This is a genomic window from Pseudarthrobacter sp. TE9888 (assembly GCF_056279345.1).
The window spans coordinates 1,928,523-1,949,071 of sequence record NZ_JBWBRD010000002.1 but is presented as its reverse complement, the minus strand read 5'-3'; the positions used below and the strand labels follow the sequence as shown (position 1 = coordinate 1,949,071).

Sequence of the window (20,549 nt, the reverse complement as noted above, 5' to 3'; positions counted from 1 at the left end):
GCAGTCAGCGCCTGAAATCTTCCCGCGTCGCCGTGGTCCGCTTGGTCCGCCGGATGACCAGCAGCACCACGGCGACGGCCAAGGCCGCATAGACGGCATAGTTCAGGAACCGGGAGTACTTCTCAATGAGCTGGTACTGGGTGCCCAGGAGGTAGCCCAGCCCAATGAGGGCACCGTTCCACAGCCCGCTGCCGGCAAGGGTGAAAGCGGTGAATGTAACCAGCGGCATGGCCGCAGCGCCTGCCGGCAGTGAGATCAGGCTCCGGACCCCGGGCAGCAGACGGCCGAAAAAGATGGAGGACCTGCCATGCCGGCGGAACCAGCCAGCGGCACGCTCGAAGTCTTCGCTGCCTACCAGCGGCAGCCTGGACAGCCAGCGGATGGACCGTTCCAGGCCCAGCTTTGCCCCCAGCAGGTAGAGCAACAGAGCCCCGAGGTAGGCGCCCAGGGTGCTGGTGGCAAAGACGAGGAGGAGATTCAGGGACCCCTGCCTGGCGAGATACCCCGCCAGCGGAAGAATCACCTCGCTGGGGATGGGAGGCACTACGGTCTCCGCCAAGGTAAAGGCCCCCACGCCCCACTCGCCCAGCATGTCGATGGCCCTGGCAGCGAAGCCCACAATTCCCGTGAATCCTTCAGCGGTGCCGGCTGCGGCCACGGTTCTCCACGTCATCTGGCCGGGTCTACCGGTGCTTGAATTCCGGCTGGCGTTTCTCGGTGAACGCAGCCATGCCTTCCTTCTGGTCCTCTGTGGCGAACAGGGAGTGGAAGAGCCGCCGTTCGAACACCACTCCCTGGGCCAGCCCGGTTTCGAAAGCAGCGTTCACGGCTTCCTTGGCCGCCATTGCCGCGGGCTTTGACTTTTCGGCGATGACGCCGGCCACCTTGAGTGCTTCGGACACCACCTCTGCCGCCGGAACCACCCGGGACACCAGCCCGCACCGGTCCGCTTCCTCCGCGTCGATGAACCGTCCGGTGAGGATCATGTCCATGGCCTTGGCCTTGCCCACCGCCCTGGTCAGGCGCTGCGAGCCGCCCATGCCGGGGAGGACGGCAAGGTTGATTTCCGGCTGGCCGAACTTTGCGTTGTCCCCGGCGATGATCAGGTCGCACATCATGGCCAGTTCGCAGCCGCCGCCCAGGGCGAAGCCGGACACCGCCGCGATGGTGGGGATCCGCAGGCGGGTGAGCTCCTCCCACCCCCGGAACCAGTCCGCGACGTACATGTCCATGTAGCCCTGGTCCGCCATCTCCTTGATGTCGGCTCCCGCGGCGAAGGCCTTTCCGGAGCCCGTGATCACCACCGCGCCTACTCCGGGGTCGGAATCCATGGCCGTCACGGCGGCCACCACTTCCTCCATCGTGGCCTTGTTCAGCGCATTCAATGCCGCGGGCCTGTTCAGTGTCACCAGCCCGACCCTGCCCTGCTGCTCCACCAGGATGTTGGCGTACTCCGTCATTCGGGACTCCCGTCGTCGTGTGCTGTCGTGGCCGGACGCCGGCCCGGCACCTCCGTGCCACCGGCCCCTGCGGGGCCATCCCCGGCCTGCCGCTCCGATGCGCCGCGGATGTCCGTGATGATGGCAGAGAAGTCGCGGCCCGCTCCGCCCTCCGCGGCAAACCTATCGTAGATCCGGGCCGCGAGGGCTCCCATCTGCCCTGCCACCCCGGTACTGTCGAGCGCGTTGACGGCAAGGTTAAGGTCCTTGGCCATGAGGGTCGAGGCAAAACCGGGCTGGTAGTCCCTGTTGGCCGGGCTGGTGGGCACCGGTCCAGGCACGGGGCAATTGGTGGTCAGCGCCCAGCACTGCCCCGACGCGGCAGAAGCGACGTCGAACAGCGCCTGGTGCGTCAGCCCCAGCTTTTCCCCCAGCACGAACGCTTCGCTGACCGCGATCATCGAGACGCCCAGGATCATGTTGTTGCAGATTTTGGCGGCCTGCCCGGCTCCGTGGGCGCCGCAGTGCACCACCCGCCTGCCCATGACCTCCAGGAGCGGCAGCACTTCCTCGAAGCCTGCCGCTTCGCCGCCGGCCATGAAGGTCAGCGTGCCCGCCTCCGCTCCCACCACGCCGCCGGAAACGGGGGCATCAACAGCACGGTGGCCGGCTTCAATGGCCAGCCGGGCAGCTTCCCGTGCCTCGTCGACGTTGATGGTGGAGCAGTCAAGGAACATGGTTCCCGGTGGCGCGGCGGCCAGCAGTCCGGGCCCGCCCGGTTCTCCGACATGTCCGGCGGTGCCCCGGTAGGCGTCCAGGACGTGCCGGCCGCTGGGGAACATGGTCAGCACCACGTCGGCGCCGGCAAGTGCTTCGACGGCGCTGGCCGCCACCGGAACACCCTGCGCCCGGGCTGCTTCCATGGCTGCGGGCACCACGTCGAACCCGGTCACCCGGTAACCGGCGCGGACGAGGTTCAGGGCCATGGGACCGCCCATGTGGCCAAGTCTCAGGAATGCCACGCTGCCGTTTTCAGGCATGGTCCGCCTCCGTTATTTCCAGATCCGTCACTTCCAGGTCCGGCCCAGGCTGCAGGTCCAGCTCCGGGCCGTCCAGCGGCTGGAAGAACCTGTCCACCTGGCCCGGCAGCACCTCGGCCAGCGTGGCCGGCTTCCACTGCGGGTTCCTGTCCTTGTCCACCACCTGGGCGCGGATGCCCTCGCGGAAATCAGGCCCGGCCAGGAGGCGGATTCCTACCCGGTATTCCTGGGCCAAGGCCTCATCAAGGGTTAGGTTTGCGGCCCGGCGCAGGGACGCCAGGGTGACCTTGACCGAGGTGGGTGACTTGGCTTCGATGGTGTCCGCCGCTTCCGTGGCATCTTCCCGGCCCGGCCCGGTCCAGGCGCGGAGCCGGGCGACAATGTCCCCGGCGTCGTCGCTGGCGTAGCAGGCATCGATCCAGTCCCGTTGCCCGGACAGTGCCGAGGCCGGAGGCTGTTCAGCGCAGCGGGCGACGGCGGCTTCCGGGCTTTCGTCCTCAAGCGCCGCCACCAGCCGGGGCAGCGCGTGCGAGGGGACGTAATGGTCGGCCAGGCCCAGGAACAAGGCATCCCCCGCATCCAGGTGTGCCCCGGTTAGGGCCGCATGGGTTCCCGTTTGGCCCGGCGCGCGGGACAGCAGGAAGGTGCCGCCGACGTCGGGCGCGAACCCGATGGTGGTCTCCGGCATCCCCATCCGGGTCCGTTCGGTGACCACGCGGACGTTCCCGTGCGCCGAGATCCCCACCCCGCCGCCAAGGACCAGTCCGTCCATGAGGGCGACGTACGGCTTGGGGTACCGGGCGATGAGCGAGTTCACGCGGTACTCGGTCTGCCAGAAGTCAGCAGTCTGGGTTCCGCCGTGCAGCATGTCCCGGTAGATGGCCACGATGTCTCCGCCCGCGCACAGGCCCCGCTCCCCGGCGCCCTGCACCAGGACGGCGGCCACGTCGTCGTCCGGGGCCCAAGCGGTGAGCTGGCGCAGGAGCAGGTTCACCATTCCCGCGGTGAGCGCATTGACGGCCCGGGGCCGGTTGAGGGTGATCACACCGAGCCGGCCGCGGTGGCCAAAAAGCACCTCCGCGTCGCCGTCTCCTGCGCTGCTGTCCGTTGTGGTGCCCGTGGCTGCGGTCATCGGCTGGTGCTCCTTCGCATGGTGGCCGGGCGTGTGATCCAGGCCATTCTGGTGCGAATATACCCGCCGCCTGCTGCCCGGGACCAACCATGGCCGGACGGCGGGACCCGGGCGCGCGGGGGCTTTACCCGGCGCGCGGCCGCCAAGGTAAGTTAGGAACCGTGAAGATAGCTACCTGGAATGTGAACTCGCTCCGTGCCCGCGCCGACCGCGTTGAAGCCTGGCTCCAGCGCAGCGACTGCGACGTCCTGGCCATCCAGGAGACCAAATGCAAGGACGACAACTTTCCGTGGGAACTCTTTGAACGGATGGGCTACGAGGTGGCCCACTTCGGGGTGAACCAGTGGAACGGCGTGGCCATCGCCTCCCGGGTGGGCCTCGAGGACGTGGAACGGACCTTCCTGGACCAGCCCTCGTTCGGCAAGGCCGGGAAGGATCCAGTGCAGGAAGCCCGCGCCATGGCTGCCACCTGCGGCGGCGTGCGCGTCTGGAGCCTCTACGTCCCCAACGGCCGCTCCCTGGACGACGAACACATGCCGTACAAGCTCAAGTGGCTCGAAAGCCTCAAGACGCACGCCCAGGCTCTGGTCACGGAGAACCCCCAGGCGCAGGTGGCCTTGATGGGCGACTGGAACATCGCGCCGTTCGACGATGACGTCTGGGACATCGACCTGTTCATCGCCAACCGGGCAACGCACGTCAGCCCGCCGGAACGGGAGGCCTTCCACGCCTTCGAGTCGGCCGGCTACACCGACGTGGTGCGCCCCTACACCCCCGGCCCCGGCGTCTACACCTACTGGGACTACACCCAGCTACGGTTCCCCAAGAAGGAAGGCATGCGGATCGACTTCATCCTGGCCTCCCCCGCCCTGGCCGCCCGCGTCACCGGCGCCTCGATCGACCGCGAGGAACGCAAGGGCAAGGGCGCCTCTGACCACGCCCCCGTGCTGGTGGAATTGGCTGACTGATGACCGCGCCCGGCACCCATGCAAGGAGACCGTCGTGACGGGGAACCTCTACCGGGGCCAGGCCGGCCTGCCTTTCTCCTCCACGCTGCGCGTCTACGAGCCCTTGGAGGCCTTCCCGGAAGAACAGCGTCCGGCCATCGCGGCGGCTGGCGCGCAGGCTGTGTCCCGCGCCGCCGTCGAAAACGCTGAACTGCTCGCCTCGCTGGGCCGGATCACACGCTCCGGCGGGGACCCCTTCCCCACCGGACGCACCGACTTGGTGCGTGTCACCACCGCGCCGGGGCCGGACGGTGGAACGGCCGACGACGATGCTGACGCCGGCGTTGAGAAAGTCCTCCTGTATTGCCCCAGCCAGCTGGTCCTCCGCGCCGGGCTGGCCGCGAACGCCCTGATGGAGGGAATCCACGGCCCACTGGCTGAGCTGCTGATCCCGGAGGAGCAGCGGGACCGGCACCAGGAGCGGATCGACCTGGTGAAGGCCCGTGACGGTTCCGTCCGCGTCCATACCCGGGCCTCAACCTGGGGCATTCCGTTCAGCTGGTTCTCGTTGTTCATGGAGTCCGACCGCAAGGACGTGGTGGAAGCCGCCGGGCGCATCCTCACCGTCCGCGTCTGGACGCCCATCACCGATGCCCTGGAGCGGGCCCGCTACGCGGTGGCCAACCTGGCCCTCGCCGCCCCGGACCTGGACATGCTCGATGACCTGGCGCAGCTGACGGAGTGGCTGGAACTGTTCCAGGTGAATTCCATGGTTGAACTGGACTACGGGGCCGTGGCGGACAAGGTGTACCCGGACGAGTCCCCCATGGACATCAGGCTGGGCATCGAATGCCTGGCCGAGGGGGACATGACCGGCGCCGCCGCGGCCTACCGGCGGCTGGCCTCACGCTGGATCCCCATCCGGCAGCTGGCCCGCGCTTCGTAGCGGACGCCAGGTTCCTGGTTGTTCAGGGCGGCTGTTTCACATCCGATCTGTCAGCGTGGAATCTTTACGGGCGGGATATGTCAGGTTTGGGGAGGCGCCGTGGTGCGCCGGATGATGAGCTCATGGGGCGCCACCGCGGAGCGCACGGCCCCGTCCTGGCCGTCCAGTTCATCCAGCAGCATCTTGGTAGCCAGTTCGGCTTGTTCGTCCGGGCGCTGCCCTACGGTGGTCAAACCCATGGCAGCGGCGAAATCGTGGTTGTCGATGCCCACCACGGACAGGTCGCCAGGGACGCTGACGCCGATGCGGTTGGCTTCGAAAATGACGCCCATGGCCATTTCGTCCGAGGCGCAAAAGATGGCCGTCGGCTTCTGTCCCGGACCCGACCACAGCCGGCGGAAGGCCTCCTGGCCACTGCGCACGGTGAAGTCGCCCCATTCGTCCCACTCCGGCCGGGTGGGCAGCCCGGCGGCGGCCATGACGTCCTTGAATGCCAGGATGCGGACCCGGGGAACGTCGAAGTTCAGGTCTGTCTCGTCGTCGCCATGCAGCAGGGCGATGTCGCGGTGGCCTAAATCGATCAGGTGCCGGACCGCTGTGGACGCTGCAGCGTAGTCGTCGATGCCAATGTAGGGGCACTCCTCGACGTGCCCCCCGACCACCACCAGGGGGATGTCGATCTTCTGGAGGTGTTCGATTTCATCGTGGCTGAGGGCCATGCAGAGCACCAGCAGGGCGTCGATCTGCTTGTAGACCATGGTCTTGCTGAAGAGCCGCTCGCGGTTGCTCCCGTGGCCGCCAAGGTTGAAGAGGGAGAGGTTGTAGTGCCTGGCGTGCAGTTCGCGGTCTGCGCCCTCGATGGCCTTGGAAAAGAACCACCGGCTGACGAACGGGGCCAGGACGCCGATGGTTTTGGTGCGCCCCGTGGCCAGTCCGGAGGCGGAGGACGAGGCCACGTAGCCCAGGTTCCCGGCCACTTCCAGGATCTTCTCCCTGGTGGCTGGAGAAACCCTGGGCAGTCCGCGGACCGCACGGGAGACGGTGGCTGTTGAGACTCCGGCGGCGGCCGCCACGTCCTCGATGCTGACGCCGTTATGGCCGCCGCGCTGGGACCTTTCCGTTGTCCGTGCCACCGTGTCCCCCTTTTAACTCCTTTTCGGCGTAGGGCCGGCTGGCCCTGCGTTTACCCCCGGCCTTGTATTTTTCCATTCCGGAGACGGGCAGTGATAACCGGCCCGGCGGCTGCGTCCCAGGTCACAGCCACCGGTAACCGGCCTAGACATCCCTATCGTCGGGCCGGAAGTTTCCGGCGCAGCCGAACCATGCCATACAGGGCCAGCAGGGTGGCCAGGAGGCCCAGCGCCCATCCAAGGGCAGGCTGGGCTGTGACTTCCATCCACACAGTGATCACCAGGAGAACCAGCGCCCAGAATGCGAGGAAGCCGATGATGATGTCGAAGTCCTCACCCGAGCGGACCAAACGGCTGCGGTTTCCCGCCCCCGGGGTCCGGGGGCGGGAACCGGCGTCCGTCACTTGACCGCACCTGCCGTGAGGCCGGCTACGATCTTGCGCTGGAAGACCAGCACCAGGATCACCAGCGGGATGGTGACGATGGTGCCCGCGGCCATAATGGCCGTGTACGGGATCTGGTTGGGCTGTGCACCGGCGAAGTTGGCGATGGCCACCGTCACCGGCTGGGTTGCGTCGCTGGACAGCTGGCTGGCAATCAGGAACTCATTCCACGAGGAGATGAAGGCCAGGATTGCGGTGGTGAAGATTGCCGGAGCAGCCAGCGGCATGATGACCTTGCGGAACGCCTGGCCCTGGGTGCAGCCGTCCACGCGGGCTGATTCCTCGAGCTCCCACGGCATTTCCCGGAAGAACGAGGTCATGGTGTAGACCGTCAACGGGAGCACGAAGGAGATGTTGGGAATAATCAGCGCCTGGTACGTACCCATCCAGCCGATGTTGGTGAACAGCTGGAACAGCGGGGTGATCAGGGCAACGCCGGGGAACATGGATGCACCCAGGATGAAGCCGAGGACCAGGAACTTGCCCTTGAAGTTCAAGCGGGCAAGGGCGTACGCGGCGAACACGCCAATCAGCAGGGACACCACCGTTACGACGCCACCGATGAACACGCTGTTCAGCAGCGCCTGCCCAAACCTGTTGCCAAAGGACGTGTCAAAGGCTGTCTTGAAGTTGTCCAGGGTGACGTGGCTGGGCAGGATCGAGGTGTCGTAGGTGAAGCCGACCTCGCGGAACGCCGTCACCACCATCCAGTAGGCCGGGGCCAGGCACCAAAGCAGGATCACCAAGGCACTGATGTACGTGCGCCCTTGGGCCCACTTTTCCCGGTTCTGGGCTGCCTTCCGGCCTCTGTCCTGCTGGGCCCGCAGCGCCGAGGCGTCTGCTGTTGCCGTGGTCATTTCTTCCCCTTTCCTGTGGCGCCGCTCTGCTCAACAACGTTGGCCCCGAGGAAGCGGACAAAGATGAAGGCGACGAGGAAGATGATGATGAACGTGATGGTGGACAGGGCAGCCGCCGCATTGAATCCTTGCCTGATCTGGTTGATCACCAGGATGGACAAGGTGGTGGTGTTGTTGGCCCCGCCGGTGAGGATGTACGGCAGGTCGAACATGCGCAGCGCATCCAGGGTACGGAACAGGATGGCCACCATCAGTGCGGGCTTGACCAAAGGAAGCGTGATCAGGCGGAACCGCTGCCAGGCAGTGGCGCCATCAACTTTGGCGGCTTCGTAGACTTCCGCCGGGATCATCTGCAGGCCCGCCAGGATCAGCAGCGCCATGAACGGCGTGGTCTTCCAGACGTCGGCTATGACCACGGCCCACTTGGCCGGCCATTCGCTGCCCGTCCACAGGATTGTGGTGTTGAACAGCTTGTTGGCAATGCCCTCGAAGGCGAAGATGAAGAACCAGAGCTTGGCCGTTACCGCCGTGGGGATGGCCCACGGCACCAGGACAGCTGCGCGGACCAGGCTGCGTCCGCGGAACTCCCGGGCCATGATCATGGCCATCCAGAAGCCCAGGACAGTTTCCAGCGACACCGTGACGATGGTGAAGAAGAAGGTTGTAGCGGTGGCGGACCAGAATTGGCCTCCCAGCGTGCCTGGCGGGCAGGCGACTGTTCCGCCTGCCGGGGCTGAACACTGCTGAGCGAGCCAGTTCACGTAGTTCTGGATGCCTGCCGGGCCGCCTGCGGTGAACAGGCCGGTGGCTGGATCAAGGCCGGCGTCCTTCTGGAAGGACATCACGATGGCGCTGATGATGGGGTAAACGATCACGGTGCCCAAGGCAATGATGGTGGGGGCGAGCAGCCAGGATGCCCAGCGGCCCTGGCTGGCGATCCTGTTGTCCTCCCCTACGCCCTTGGGCCCGCGGTGGACGGGGGTCCCGCCCGACGCCGGTGCCTTGACCGGCGTCGGGCCTAGTTCGGTTGCCATGGCAGAACTACGATCCCGCACCGGCGGATTCGATGGACTTCTGCATGTCAGAAAGTGCTGTTTCCACTGACTTTTCTCCCTTGATTGCGGAGTAGGCATTGTCTTGGATTGCCTTGGTGACAGCCGGGTAGAACGGCGTCACGGGACGCGGAACGGCGTTGTCGATCGACGTCTTCAGGACCGGCAGGTAAGGCAGCTTGGAAACCAGTTCCTGGTCCGAGTACAGCGATCCGAGGACCGGAGCGAGGGAGCCCTGGGTTGCGTAGAACTTCTCACTCTCGGCGGACGTCAGGAACTTTACGAAGTCCAGGGCGGTGGCCTTGTGCTTGGAGTACACGCTGATCGCGGTGTTGTGGCCGCCCAGCGAGGAGGCACCCGGGCCGTCCTTGCCGGGGAGAGCTGCCATGCCGAACTTGTCCTTGACCGCGGAAGACCCTTCAGTGCTCATCAGGCTGTAGACATATGGCCAGTTGCGCAGGAACAGGAGCTTGCCGCTCTGGAAGGCCTGCCGGCTGTCCTCTTCCTTGTAGGTGATGGCTTCCTTCGGGATATTGCCGTCGGCGTACGCCTTGGCCAGGTTCCCCAAACCAGCCTTTGCCTCGGGAGTGTTCAGGCTCGGCTTGCCGTCCTTGTCCAGGACCGAGCCGCCGGCGGAGTTAATGGCCTCGGAGGCATTGACGGTGAGGCCCTCGTACTTGCTGAACTGTCCGGCGTAGCAACCAATGTTGTTCTGCTGGGCAATGGAGCACATGCCCATCATCTCGTCCCAGGTCTTGGGCGGGTTGGGGACCAGGTCCTTGCGGTAGAAGAGGATACCGCCATCTGAAGTGCGGGGAGCGGCATACAGGGTGCCCTTGTACGTGGCACTGTTCACCGTTGCCGGAAGCATGGCACTCGTGTCGACAGCCATCTTGTCCTTCAACGGCTGCAGCCAGCCCTTGGCCGCAAACTCAGCGGTCCAGACGACGTCCACGTCCGTCACATCGTAGTCCGACTGCTTGGCCTGGAAGTGCTGCACCAGGTCGTCATGCTGCTGGTCTGCCTGGTCGGTCTGCTCCTTGAAAGTGACCTGCTCATCCTTGTGGGCTGCATTCCACTTATCGATGAGCGGGCGGATCACATTGTTGTTGTCCTTGCCCTGCACGAAAGTGATCGGGCCGCGGGAATCGAGGTTGGCGTCAGCGTCGCTGCCACCGCCTGTGGTACCGCCTCCACCTCCGCCGCCGCAGGCGGACAACGTCAGGGCCAGAATGCCGGCTGTGGCAGCCGGAAGCAGGAATCTCGGGGTTTTCATTAGCTTGAAGCTCCTCGCTGAGTGACAAGTAAGTCGACAGTGCGCTTGCTAGGTGAGGTTGATGTGGTGACAGTCACACTAGTAAGGTTGCTGTCTGCAATGCAAGCGTTTACATCAAAAAGTTATCAGAGGGGAACCAAATGACCGATCCAGCCGTTCCGGTGCCGGACCCAGCCCCCTCTGCGTGGTGGGCGGACGCCGTGGTGTACCAGATTTATCCCCGGTCGTTTGCGGACGGTAACGGTGATGGCATGGGCGATCTCCGCGGCGTCACGGGCCGGCTTCCCTACTTGGAGGCCCTTGGAGTGGATGCCATCTGGCTCTCCCCGTTCTACAAGTCGCCGCAGGCAGACGGCGGGTACGACGTCGCCGACTACCGCCAGGTCGACCCGCTTTTCGGCTCCCTGGAAGACTTCGACGCCATGTTGCAGGAAGCTCACCGACGCGGGCTGAAAGTCATCGTGGACCTGGTTCCCAACCACACCTCTGACGAGCACGCCTGGTTCCGGGAGGCGTTGGCGGCACCCCCGGGGAGCCCTGCGCGGCACAGGTATATGTTCAGGGACGGCAAGGATGAGGTGCCGGGATCGGGAGACGGCGGCCGGGCTCCCAACAACTGGAAATCCGTGTTCGGCGGGCCGGCCTGGAGCCGCGTGCAGGAGGCGGACGGGTCGCCGGGCCAGTGGTACCTCCATCTTTTCGACACCAAGCAACCGGACCTGAATTGGGACAACCCGGAGGTCCAGGAGGAAATGCGTGCGGTACTGCGCTTCTGGCTGGACCGCGGGGCCGACGGCTTCCGCGTGGATGTTGCCCACGGCCTGGTAAAGGAAGCGGGACTTCCGGACTGGGACGGCGTTGCCGCCATGGTGGAGGGAACCTCCGCTCCCCCTCTGGAGAGCCATCTGCCCGGGGATGCACCCCATGCCCACACCGACGCAGAAGAACCCCACAGGGCCGTTTCCCCCATGTATCCGCCGTCTCCGTTCTTCGACCAGGACGGCGTCCACGCCATCTACCGGGACTGGAACCGCGTCCTGGCGGAGTACGGCGGAGACCGCATGATGGTGGCTGAGGCCTGGGTGGAACCGGCCGAGCGCCTGGCCCGCTATGTCCGGCCGGATGAAATGCAGCAGGCCTTCAACTTCGACTTCCTCCTGGCAGGCTGGGATGCCGAACGCATGGCTGACGCCATCGACGCCTCCCTGGCGGCGGCAGCATCCGTGGGGGCTCCGTCCACCTGGGTGCTCAGCAACCACGACACCGTGCGGCACACCACGCGGTTCGGGCTCAAGGATCCCACCACGTTCCCCAAGGGCATCGGGGCGGCCGACGAACAGCCCGACCCTGCCCTGGGCCTGGCGCGGGCCCGCGCCGCGACGCTGGTTGCGCTGGCTTTGCCTGGCTCCGCCTACCTTTACCAGGGCGAGGAACTGGGCCTGCCTGAGCACACTTCACTTCCTGACCAGGCCCGGCAGGACCCCACATTCTTCCGAACCCATGGTGCCGAAATCGGCCGCGACGGCTGCCGGGTCCCGCTGCCATGGACTGCGGACCAACCCGGGTACGGGTTCTCGGGTGAGTTGTCCGGGCAGGCGCCAGGGCCGTGGCTCCCCCAGCCGGAAAGCTTCGGGCCCCTGGCCGCCGACCTGCAGGACGGCGAGGACGGCTCAACCCTTGAGCTGTACCGGGCAGCCCTGGCCCTTCGGGCGGCACAACAGCTGGGCAGCGGCAGCGTGGAGTGGACGGATGAACACGCTCCGGACAGCGGCCTTCTGGCGTTCCGGAATGGAGCCGTGACGGTCCTGTCCAACATGGGCTTTGCTTCCGCCCCCGTGCCCGAGGGGTTGGCCGTGGTGCTCTCCAGCGGCCCCGAACCCTCCGACGAATGGACCGGCATGCGGGAGGTTCCCGTGGACACCACCGTGTACCTCATGGGCGGCAGGTAGAATCCTTGCGCCCGGACGCCCTCCGGCGGCATGTCAACGGACGCGCTCAGCCCTGCCGAAGCGTGTCCGTGCCCCGGCGCCGATGTGGATAAGGACGGGAATCTCCTTGCCCACCACGGCCTCCAGGGCGTCCACGAGTCCGGCGACCTCGGCGGCCAGCAGGTGCGGGGCCACGCCCTGGCGCGGCAGGAGCCGGACCTTCAAGGCGGGCGCTCCCTTGACCTCGTAGGTGGTGACGGTGGCACCGGCGAGGTCCGGGCGCCCTTCGAGGGCATGCCGGAGAGCCTGTTCTGCCACCCCGCCACCGATCCGCACGTCGCCGGCGGTCTCACCGGGATCGTATTCGGCGGCCAGCAGGCTTGACTTGCCTTTGCCCTGCTGGGCCATCCAGGCCACCATGAGCCCCATCAGTGCCAGCAGGGCCAAGGCCACTACGATCCATAACCAGCTTTCCGGCCGCCCAGGGAAACGGGTGGAATCAAACACCCGGTTGATGCCACCCCAGGCCCCGGAAGACCACGAATGCCACCAGGCGCCCACGGGGGGAACGGTGGCCAGCAGCACCAGGAGGAGCCCGGCCCCCAGCAGGAGCAGGCCCAGCGCGGTGAGCAGGATGCGGTTGAGCAGTACCGGGGTGCTGTTCATGCCCCGATCACCCCCGAGGGCGCCACATTGACGCGCGGAACGGGTGCCGGTTCCAGCAACATCTGGTCCAGCTCATCCCGTACGGCCTCAAGTACCCTTTCCGGGTTTACCGGGACGCCGGAGGTAGGGCGGACATTCACCAGCACCTGCCGCTGGGAGAGAACCACCATGACCTGGTCCGGCGTGACATTGGCGGCGAGGCGTGCGCGGCGGGCCAGGGAGGACGCGATGACCTCGTCGTCCACCACCACGGCGGGGAGTCCTTCGCCGGACGCGCCGGCCAGCACATGGCGCGCGCGCTTCCCCGGGAGGATCCCATTAAGCAGGAAAATCAATCCCAGCATGGCGAGCACGGCGCCGATTGCCGCCAGCAGCAGCGGGGGTATCCCGGCGGGAAGGTCCACGATGCGCTGGGCCGCCACCTGCGGCTCCACCAGCCACGCCGGCTGCCCCACCGCGTGCACACCGGATTCAAGGACTCCGTAACCGGCAAACACCAGGACCAGGACGGCGGCCACAACCGACACAACGGCCCTGCCGGAATGTGTCTCGCGGTAGACCACCCTGCGCATGTCCGGGCCGTTGCCCCTCCGGGATCCGCTGCCGGCCCGGCGGCTTCCCACGCTGCTGCTCACCGTACCCGCCCTTCTGTACTGATCCTTGCCCCACTGATGCGGATATCCACCCGGCTTACCTGTGAACCGCTCAGTTCCGACACTTTTGCCAGGATGCTCTCCTTGGCTTTCACGGTGCGGTCCCAGATGGATCCTCCAACGGCGCCAATTCTGGCCCGGTCCGCTGCCACGGCCTGTAACGGCGGGATGCTGATGGGGGCCACGAGGGACAAAGCCAGCAGGCCGTCGTCGTCCGTCCAGTCCGCACGGATGTCCTGGGCGTCGACGCCCAGCGCCTGCGCAGCCGCCGCTTTGGCGAGGCTGGTCAAAGCCTGGGTACTGATCCGGTTATGGCCGCTGAGCGCCTGCGCACGCACAACGGGCGCGGGCGAGCTCATGAGGACGAGCGCCGGCCGATGATGGCATCGAAAATGCCGCGCAGGTCCAGCTTTCCTTCGGCGGCACGGCCCAGGAGGGCTCCAACGGCCATGAAGAGAAGGGAAGCCAGGAAGCCCCAAAGGCCGAACTGCAGCGACATGAACGCCACGAATGCGCCCATGGCCGTGCCTGCCACGGTGAGGTTCACAGCAGCGCCTCCCGTTCGGCAGCGGCCGGAGTAGCCGTCTTTACCGGCGGTGGGACGTAGACGTCGGTGATTTCGACGTTCACCTCGATCACCTGCAGACCTACCAGCTCTTCGACCGCGCGGTAAACGGCGGCACGGACGTCGTTGGCCAGCGCGTGCAGGGGCGTTCCGTAGCTGGCCACCAGGGTGATATCGACGGCTACCTGTGTTTCGCCGACTTCCGCGTGGACGCCGGCGGCGTGGTCGGAGCTGCCGACGGCGTCGCGAATGGCGCCCAAGGCACGGGACGGGCCCGACCCCAGGGAGTAGACGCCGGGAACCGCGCGGGCGGCGATCCCCGCGACCTTTGCCACGGCGGTCTCGGAAATGACTGTCCGGCCCGGGCCGGGAGCCGGGCTGGCGGCAGGACGGTTGGGCACCACGGGTTGTGGGTTCTGGTATTCCATCAGGCACTCCCCCTTCTGTTGGTTCCACCCTATCCCCAGGCTGCGACAGATGGGCTGGAAACCCGTCGGCGCCGTTGCACGCGACCCGGGTCAAGGAGTGGTTGACTGAAAGCGGTTAAAGGAACCAGGCGGGGAGCCGTGGGGCTCCCCGCCTGGGTCACGTTCTGCTTGGTACTGCCGCGGCGCCTCGGCCTACTTGTAGAGGCCCTCGCCGCCGACCCTAACGTTGGTGGGCAGGTAGCCGAACGGACCCAGTCCGTTCCGGCCGAACGTCCTGTCCACCTGGGACACGCCGTCGCGGAAGTTGATCTTTACCGTCGGCGAAAGGGAACCGCCACGGACTCCATTGACGTTGTCGATGAAGGACTGCACCAGGCCGCCGGGCTGCACGTAGTGCGAATATGCCTGGAACTGCCGGCCGTTCTGGTTCGGTGTGGGTGCCTCCGGAGACTCGGACGGAAGGTTCAGGTCCGTGGGCGAGCCCAGGGCCAGGCCGCTGTTGTTCATGGGCTGGTAGTCCGAACGGATCCCGTTGCCCACGAACCCGTAGACGCCGTCGGGACCCCGCATGCCTGCCGCGTAGGTGAACTGGTGGCTGATGGTGAAGAGGTAGTACTTGTTCTTGCCGTTTTCATTCTGGATGAAGATCTGCGGGCGTTCGGTCTGGTCGTTCACGCAGTTCCCGGAAAGGATGGGAGGGAGGAAGGACCACTTGGTCAAGTCCTTGTTGTCCGCGACCGCCAGCCCAACGTTGGCCGTCTGGTAGAAGGCGTCGCTGTTCTGGACGTCCGTGACGCTTTCTGCGTGCGGGTCCCCGGGGCGGTAGCCCAGGTCCTCGGCCTTGCATTGGTAGTCGCCGCGGTTTTCTGCGGTGTTGCCTTCGAAGACCATGTAGGTCTTGCCGGGGTGGGCCGGGTCCTGGAAGGTGTACGGGTCGCGGAACGCAAAGCCTGCGTTCTGCGCCTTGGTCTGGTACATCTTTCCGTCCGGTTCAAGCAGCTTGGTGTGCTGGAAGCCGTCGAAGGTAACGCCGTTCTGGTCGGCGTGGATGTTTCCCAACGCCTTGGCGATGACCGCGTCGGGGGCGATTCCGCCGCCCCCGGCGTTCCGCTCGGCCACATCGTAGAAGGTGGTGGCGGTGTAGAAGACGTTCACGTGGTTGCCCTGCATCAGGCGGGTGGAACCGGACCACTCGGTGTTTCCGATGGACGTGTTGTCCAGGAACAGGTGCCCGCCGTAGTTCCACTTGTCCTTGGCCGGATCAGCGTTGGTCTTGCGGAAGAAGTACCCGATCCGGGCGTTCCAGTGGCGCTGGTCGAAACCGTATCCGGCGTGCCGGTCAGCGACCAGGGAGAAGATGACGTCCCAGCCCTTGTAGCTGACCTGGTTCGCGTTTTCGTCCGTCAGGGACCAGGTGTCCCACACCCAGACGTCGTCATTCATGGTGGGGAAGTCCTGCGGGATCTCCGGCATGGTGACGTCCGGGCTCATGGAGTTTGTGCCCGGCTGGACGGTGGAGTCGCTCTGCGCCATGATCTGCTTGGCGTCCGCACGGGTCCACTTGGAGGTGAAGTCCGACGCCGGGTCGAAGGCCTGCTGCGTGTGCTGCGTCGGCAGGGGGAAGCCTGGCGTGGGGGCAGGCATCTGCTGGACTGCAGGAGGGTCGGAGGGCTCATTGGCCTGTGCCGCGGGGACGGCCAGGAAGGCCGAGGCGGCCAGGGTCGCCGCCAGCGCTGCGGCGGCGGTGCGCCACCGCAGCAGCCGGGGTTGGGGGTGCTTGTGCATTCTTGCTCTTCTCGCGGAGTTATGACTTTTCGTGGAAGGCGGGCGTGTGCCCATGCTCCCGAAACACACCGCGGCCCCGGCAACACCTCAGGCGTCATCGGGGACGCCGTTGTGCTGCGGGAGAGACAGGCCTGGGTAGGGCCTGGCCGGCCGTTGGAAAGCATGCTGTCCTCCGGCCGCGCTCCACCGTAGACGGGGTGGAACGGGCAGTTCAAACCCTGTTTCATAAGCCAAATCCGGTTACCGGCGAGTAGAGTGCAAGCGCTTACACAACCCAAGGCGCGCGCGTGCCATATTCCTTCAGCAGAGGTCAAATGTTTCGCCGGGTGCCAGAGATTTCTTTAGGCGGTGGCTGCGATGTTGCGTTCACCACAGGACTGCAACCCATGCGTGACGGCAGGTCGAGACGCGGCAGCCCGGAAACCGGGTCGGTGGTTGCCAAGGCCGGTGTTAAAGCAGAAAAGCACCAGTTCCGAAGAACTGATGCTTCCCAGTGGTGGCTCCGACCGGCGTCGATCCGGTGACCTTTCGATTTTCAGTCGAACGCTCTACCAACTGAGCTACAGAGCCTAGGTGACTAGTCACCATGACAGCCGGAATCTCTTCCAACAATCAGAGCGACCCTGACGGGACTTGAACCCGCGACCTCCGCCGTGACAGGGCGGCGCGCTAACCAACTGCGCTACAGGGCCTTGCGTTTCTTGCTTTTGCAGTATCTCTACCGCTTTTTTCAAGGCTTCCAGCCTACCAGACTTTTTTAGCCTGCTTGACCAGTTCCTTGCGTACCCCCAACGGGATTCGAACCCGTGCCGCCGCCGTGAAAGGGCGGTGTCCTAGGCCGCTAGACGATGGGGGCCAGAACCCGTTCGGAACAAAATAAAAGGCGTCAAGCGGGGCTTTCCGTCTTTGTCCTCTGCGTTTCTCCGAACTGGACTCTAAAACTATAGGGGCTAACCCGGAATATTCCAAAATCGGCGAAAAACCCCGCCGTTTGGCCCCGGGACGGGTCAAGATGGACGGATGGATGCCGTCGATGCGCTCAACGAGATCGCTTTCTGGCTGGAGCGCGGACGTGCGGCCACGTTCAAGGTCCAGGCCTTCCGAAAGGCAGCCGCCGCCATCGGCGCGCTCGGCCCGGCGGAAGTGGACGTGCGTGCCCGGAACGGGCGGCTCAAATCGATGAAGGGGATCGGGGACCGGACCTTCACGGTGATCCGGCAGGCGGTGGATGGCCAGGTCCCCGAGTACCTGGCGGACCTTCGGGAGAAGGGCGCCGAGCCGCTTGCAGCCGGCGGCGCAGAGATCGGCGGGGCCCTGCGCGGAGACCTCCACAGCCACAGTGAATGGTCCGACGGCGGCTCCCCCATTGAGCTGATGGTGGCGGCCGCAGAGGTGCTGGGCAGGGAGTACCTGGCCCTGACCGACCATTCGCCCAACCTCACCATCGCCAACGGACTATCCCCTGAACGCCTGCGGGACCAGCTGGACGTGGTGGCAGGCATCAACAGCAATGGCGGCCGCACACGGCTCCTGGCCGGGATCGAAGTGGACATCCTGGAATCGGGCGAGCTGGACCAGGAACCGGAACTGCTGGACCGCCTCGACATCGTGGTGGCCAGCGTCCACTCAAAACTCCGGGCAGACCGGAAGACCATGACCACCAGGATGCTTGGGGGCATCACGGCCCCGCGGACCAACGTCCTGGGCCACTGCACCGGACGGCTGGTCGAAGGCTCGCGCGGAACGCGGCCGCCGTCGGACTTCGATGCCAAGGAAGTCTTCGCAGCGTGCGCGGAGCACAACGTCGCCGTGGAGATCAATTCACGCCCGGAGCGGCAGGACCCGCCCGATGCCCTGATCCAGCTGGCCTTGGAAGCCGGGTGCCTGTTCTCGATTGACAGCGATGCCCACGCCCCCGGGCAGCTGGATTTCCTGCAGTACGGCGCCGAACGCGCAGCCCGCAACAACGTTCCGGCAGACCGGATCATCACCACGTGGCCGGTGGACAAGCTCCTCGCCTGGGCTTCGCAGGGCTAGGCTGCGCCTGGAACCGTCAGCGGGGCTGAACGCCGCTACTTCACGGCGTCTGCCAGCTTCTGGTGGAAGTCCGCCTTGGTGGACAGCGTGAGCTTCTCGCCGTTGAGGAAGAACGTGGGTGTGCCGTTGACACCGAGGGCATTGCCGTCCGCGATGTCGGCCAGGACGCGTTCCTCGGTGTCCTGGTCCGCCACGACCGCATCGAACTGCGCCAGGTCCAGGCCCAGCTGCCCAGCGTAGGTGCGGAACAGCGGCGCCTGGGACTGCTGGCTGCCGGCCCACTGGGACTGGCTTTCGAAAAGCTTGGCGGACATCTGCTGGTACTGGCCCTGTTGCGCGGCCGCTTCCGCTGCCAGGGCTGCCGGGCCGGAATTGGGGTGTGCAGAGAGCGGAAAATACCTGTTGACGAAGGTAATCCTGTCCCCGAACTCCGCCTTGAGCTCCTCCACGAAAGGATGGACCGCAGCGCAGGACGGGCACTCGAAATCCAGGAACTCCACCAATTGGGCCTTCTCCTCGGCAGGCGTAGTGAGGCGGCGGCTGTCGGCACGAACAAATTGCCCAGCATCCGCGGCCGGAGGCGCCGCCTGCTGGGGCTTCGTCCCGGCAAAGACCGCGTACCAGGCAACGCCGCCCAGGACGATGAGGGCCAGTGCGATCCAGATGATCTTCCTGACAAGGCGCGGGGTGTCACGGCCGGGAACCGAAGGAGAGGACTTGGTCCGCATCCTAGCCCGGGGGCACCCACATGGCCGATTTCCGCCAGTTCGGTGCCTGCAGCAGCCGTACATTTGACTCATGCCTTCCACCAGCCCCGCCCGCCAGCCCCTGGCTTCACCCGCTGCAGCACCCACGCCCGCGAAGGCCCTTGGCGTGGCGGCCATGGGGGTTACCGTGGTGCTGTGGGCCTCTGCGTTCGTCGGCATCCGCGCCATCGGGCCGCACTTCTCCCCCGGATCCCTGACGCTCGGCAGGCTGGCGGTTGCCGCCGTCGTCCTCGCTTTCCTGGTGGTGCCGCAACTGCTCAGGAGCCGGATACTGCCCGAGGGACGCGAATGGCTGCCCATCCTCGCCTATGGCGTGATGTGGTTCGGCGGCTACAACGTTGCCCTGAACGCCGCCGAACACATCCTTGATGCCGGCACCAGCGCCCTGCTGATCAACGTCAACCCCATTTTGGTGGCCATCATGGCCGGCATTTTCCTCAAAGAGGGCTTTCCCCGCTGGCTGCTCATCGGCAGCACGGTGGCGTTCGCGGGGGTTGCATTGATCGCCCTGGGTTCCGGACAGCCGCGCTGCCCCGGGGAAAGTCCGACGGCGGACCTGGCAGGCGTGGCGCTTTGCCTCCTCGCGGCGGTGCTCGCCGCAGTCAGCGTCATCATCCAGAAGCCGGTGGTGCGGAAGTTCCCGGCGGCGCAGGCAACCTGGTTCGGCATCGTCGTGGGCGCAGTGTGCTGCCTGCCGTTCGCCGGGCAGCTGGCGTCCGAAGTCCAGGCCGCCCCTCCGGAGGCCACCTGGGCGCTGGTGTACCTGGGTGTGTTTCCCACTGCAATCGCCTTCACAACCTGGGCATACGCGCTCTCGCTGGTGGACGCCGGGAAGCTGGCTGCCACCACCTACCTGGTGCCCGGGACCACAGTGCTCATCTCCTGGTTGCTGCTCGGGGAGATCCCCACAGCCTGGGGGCTGGTGGGCGGGCTGGTCTGCCTGGTGGGAGTGGGACTGATCCGGCGCAGGACGCGCCCCTCCCACAACGGGCCGGCCCGGCCGGCCAGCTAGAGTCGGGGTATGCCAGCCAGCCTTCCGCCGGGACTGCCCATCATTCCTGACGGGCCGCATGAACCGTCGGGTTTCACCATGTCAGCCGACGAATTCGAGGCCGCCGTCCAGGATGCCTTGGACGGCATCCCGGACCGGCTGGCCCGCGCCATGGACAACGTGGCAGTCTTCATCGACGACGATTACGTGCCCGGGCCAGGGGAAGACCCGGACACCGTGCTGCTGGGGCTGTACGAAGGCGTCCCCCTGACCGAACGCGATTCATGGTGGGACGCCGGCTCGCTCCCGGACCGGATCACCATCTTCCGCGAACCCATCCTGGAAATCTGCGCCTCCCGGGACGAGGTGGTCCACGAAGTGGCCGTCACCGTGGTCCATGAGATCGCCCACCACTTCGGGATTTCCGACGACCGGCTGCACGAGCTGGGCTGGGGCTAGCCTTGTAG

At 66.0% G+C, this 20,549-nt stretch carries 22 protein-coding genes and 3 tRNA genes; 6 read left to right on the top strand and 19 right to left on the bottom strand.

Going from position 1 to position 20,549, the window contains the following annotated elements; genetic code table 11:
- Positions 1–4: 4 nt before the first annotated feature.
- The 4 genes from ACZ9J7_RS09765 to ACZ9J7_RS09750 are packed head-to-tail and all read right to left on the bottom strand — an operon-like array spanning position 5 to position 3,611.
- On the bottom strand, positions 5–673 hold the full coding sequence (locus ACZ9J7_RS09765; RefSeq protein WP_476208997.1) for a DedA family protein: 669 nt from the start codon (positions 671–673) through the stop codon (positions 5–7).
- 10 nt (positions 674–683) lie between these two features.
- The gene (locus tag ACZ9J7_RS09760; RefSeq protein WP_141158325.1) at positions 684–1,460 is read right to left on the bottom strand and encodes an enoyl-CoA hydratase; all 777 of its coding nucleotides are present in this window, start codon (positions 1,458–1,460) and stop codon (positions 684–686) included.
- Positions 1,457–2,479, bottom strand: coding sequence for a 3-hydroxyisobutyrate dehydrogenase (gene mmsB, locus ACZ9J7_RS09755; RefSeq protein ID WP_476208995.1), 1,023 nt, complete (start codon positions 2,477–2,479; stop codon positions 1,457–1,459). The genes ACZ9J7_RS09760 and mmsB overlap by 4 nt, the downstream gene beginning before the upstream one ends.
- Entirely contained in the window at positions 2,472–3,611 is a 1,140-nt protein-coding gene (locus ACZ9J7_RS09750; RefSeq protein WP_476208993.1) for an enoyl-CoA hydratase/isomerase family protein, read from the bottom strand. The genes mmsB and ACZ9J7_RS09750 overlap by 8 nt, the downstream gene beginning before the upstream one ends.
- A gap of 161 nt (positions 3,612–3,772) precedes the next feature.
- On the opposite strand from ACZ9J7_RS09750, the gene ACZ9J7_RS09745 reads away from it, so the two are divergent.
- Together ACZ9J7_RS09745 and ACZ9J7_RS09740 are read left to right on the top strand one after the other, a co-directional pair.
- The gene (locus ACZ9J7_RS09745; protein ID WP_476208991.1) at positions 3,773–4,579 is read left to right on the top strand and encodes an exodeoxyribonuclease III; all 807 of its coding nucleotides are present in this window, start codon (positions 3,773–3,775) and stop codon (positions 4,577–4,579) included.
- 34 nt (positions 4,580–4,613) lie between these two features.
- Positions 4,614–5,504 carry a DUF8083 family protein gene (locus tag ACZ9J7_RS09740; protein ID WP_476208989.1) on the top strand — a complete coding sequence of 297 codons (891 nt, stop codon included), beginning with the start codon at positions 4,614–4,616 and terminating at the stop codon, positions 5,502–5,504.
- 80 nt (positions 5,505–5,584) lie between these two features.
- On the opposite strand, the gene ACZ9J7_RS09735 is transcribed toward ACZ9J7_RS09740, so the two are convergent.
- The 5 genes from ACZ9J7_RS09735 to ACZ9J7_RS09715 all read right to left on the bottom strand — a co-directional run bounded on the left by ACZ9J7_RS09735 (position 5,585) and on the right by ACZ9J7_RS09715 (position 10,262).
- Positions 5,585–6,637: a LacI family DNA-binding transcriptional regulator gene (locus ACZ9J7_RS09735; RefSeq protein ID WP_476208987.1), complete on the bottom strand. Its 1,053-nt coding sequence runs from the start codon at positions 6,635–6,637 to the stop codon at positions 5,585–5,587.
- A gap of 152 nt (positions 6,638–6,789) precedes the next feature.
- Entirely contained in the window at positions 6,790–7,038 is a 249-nt protein-coding gene (locus ACZ9J7_RS09730) for a hypothetical protein (RefSeq protein ID WP_476208985.1), read from the bottom strand.
- Positions 7,035–7,934, bottom strand: a complete 900-nt coding sequence (locus ACZ9J7_RS09725; RefSeq protein ID WP_476208983.1) for a carbohydrate ABC transporter permease — start codon at positions 7,932–7,934, stop codon at positions 7,035–7,037. The genes ACZ9J7_RS09730 and ACZ9J7_RS09725 overlap by 4 nt, the downstream gene beginning before the upstream one ends.
- Positions 7,931–8,968, bottom strand: coding sequence for a carbohydrate ABC transporter permease (locus tag ACZ9J7_RS09720; RefSeq protein WP_476208981.1), 1,038 nt, complete (start codon positions 8,966–8,968; stop codon positions 7,931–7,933). Before ACZ9J7_RS09720 ends, ACZ9J7_RS09725 begins: the two co-directional genes overlap by 4 nt.
- Positions 8,969–8,975: 7 nt before the next feature.
- Positions 8,976–10,262 carry an ABC transporter substrate-binding protein gene (locus tag ACZ9J7_RS09715; RefSeq protein ID WP_476208979.1) on the bottom strand — a complete coding sequence of 429 codons (1,287 nt, stop codon included), beginning with the start codon at positions 10,260–10,262 and terminating at the stop codon, positions 8,976–8,978.
- Between the two features lie 140 nt (positions 10,263–10,402).
- Between ACZ9J7_RS09715 and ACZ9J7_RS09710 the strand changes: the two genes are divergently transcribed.
- Positions 10,403–12,211 carry a glycoside hydrolase family 13 protein gene (locus ACZ9J7_RS09710; protein ID WP_476208977.1) on the top strand — a complete coding sequence of 603 codons (1,809 nt, stop codon included), beginning with the start codon at positions 10,403–10,405 and terminating at the stop codon, positions 12,209–12,211.
- Positions 12,212–12,244: 33 nt separating this feature from the next.
- Here ACZ9J7_RS09710 and ACZ9J7_RS09705 read toward each other — a convergent pair whose 3' ends face one another.
- From ACZ9J7_RS09705 to ACZ9J7_RS09665, 9 genes are all read right to left on the bottom strand, one after another.
- Positions 12,245–12,856, bottom strand: a complete 612-nt coding sequence (locus ACZ9J7_RS09705) for a hypothetical protein (RefSeq protein WP_476208975.1) — start codon at positions 12,854–12,856, stop codon at positions 12,245–12,247.
- Complete coding sequence (locus tag ACZ9J7_RS09700) at positions 12,853–13,491, bottom strand: Asp23/Gls24 family envelope stress response protein (protein WP_476208973.1); 639 nt, start codon at positions 13,489–13,491, stop codon at positions 12,853–12,855. The genes ACZ9J7_RS09705 and ACZ9J7_RS09700 overlap by 4 nt, the downstream gene beginning before the upstream one ends.
- Positions 13,488–13,868 carry a hypothetical protein gene (locus tag ACZ9J7_RS09695; RefSeq protein ID WP_476208971.1) on the bottom strand — a complete coding sequence of 127 codons (381 nt, stop codon included), beginning with the start codon at positions 13,866–13,868 and terminating at the stop codon, positions 13,488–13,490. Before ACZ9J7_RS09695 ends, ACZ9J7_RS09700 begins: the two co-directional genes overlap by 4 nt.
- Positions 13,865–14,056, bottom strand: a complete 192-nt coding sequence (locus tag ACZ9J7_RS09690; RefSeq protein WP_476208969.1) for a hypothetical protein — start codon at positions 14,054–14,056, stop codon at positions 13,865–13,867. The genes ACZ9J7_RS09695 and ACZ9J7_RS09690 overlap by 4 nt, the downstream gene beginning before the upstream one ends.
- Entirely contained in the window at positions 14,053–14,502 is a 450-nt protein-coding gene (locus ACZ9J7_RS09685) for an Asp23/Gls24 family envelope stress response protein (RefSeq protein ID WP_476208968.1), read from the bottom strand. Before ACZ9J7_RS09685 ends, ACZ9J7_RS09690 begins: the two co-directional genes overlap by 4 nt.
- A gap of 192 nt (positions 14,503–14,694) precedes the next feature.
- Positions 14,695–16,287, bottom strand: coding sequence for a glycoside hydrolase family 68 protein (locus ACZ9J7_RS09680; protein ID WP_476208966.1), 1,593 nt, complete (start codon positions 16,285–16,287; stop codon positions 14,695–14,697).
- Between the two features lie 494 nt (positions 16,288–16,781).
- Positions 16,782–16,857 (bottom strand) — tRNA-Phe (locus ACZ9J7_RS09675).
- Between the two features lie 48 nt (positions 16,858–16,905).
- A tRNA-Asp gene (locus ACZ9J7_RS09670) sits at positions 16,906–16,979 on the bottom strand.
- Positions 16,980–17,070: 91 nt separating this feature from the next.
- A tRNA-Glu gene (locus tag ACZ9J7_RS09665) sits at positions 17,071–17,143 on the bottom strand.
- 164 nt (positions 17,144–17,307) lie between these two features.
- On the opposite strand from ACZ9J7_RS09665, the gene ACZ9J7_RS09660 reads away from it, so the two are divergent.
- On the top strand, positions 17,308–18,324 hold the full coding sequence (locus ACZ9J7_RS09660; protein ID WP_476208964.1) for a PHP domain-containing protein: 1,017 nt from the start codon (positions 17,308–17,310) through the stop codon (positions 18,322–18,324).
- 35 nt (positions 18,325–18,359) lie between these two features.
- Here the strand turns inward: ACZ9J7_RS09660 and ACZ9J7_RS09655 are convergent, their stop codons facing one another.
- Positions 18,360–19,052, bottom strand: a complete 693-nt coding sequence (locus ACZ9J7_RS09655; RefSeq protein ID WP_476208962.1) for a DsbA family protein — start codon at positions 19,050–19,052, stop codon at positions 18,360–18,362.
- A 70-nt stretch (positions 19,053–19,122) separates the two neighbouring features.
- Here ACZ9J7_RS09655 and ACZ9J7_RS09650 point away from each other — a divergent pair, with 70 nt between their 5' ends.
- Positions 19,123–20,103, top strand: coding sequence for a DMT family transporter (locus ACZ9J7_RS09650; RefSeq protein WP_476208960.1), 981 nt, complete (start codon positions 19,123–19,125; stop codon positions 20,101–20,103).
- A gap of 9 nt (positions 20,104–20,112) precedes the next feature.
- Positions 20,113–20,541, top strand: a complete 429-nt coding sequence (locus ACZ9J7_RS09645; RefSeq protein WP_476208959.1) for a metallopeptidase family protein — start codon at positions 20,113–20,115, stop codon at positions 20,539–20,541.
- Positions 20,542–20,549 lie beyond the last annotated feature (8 nt).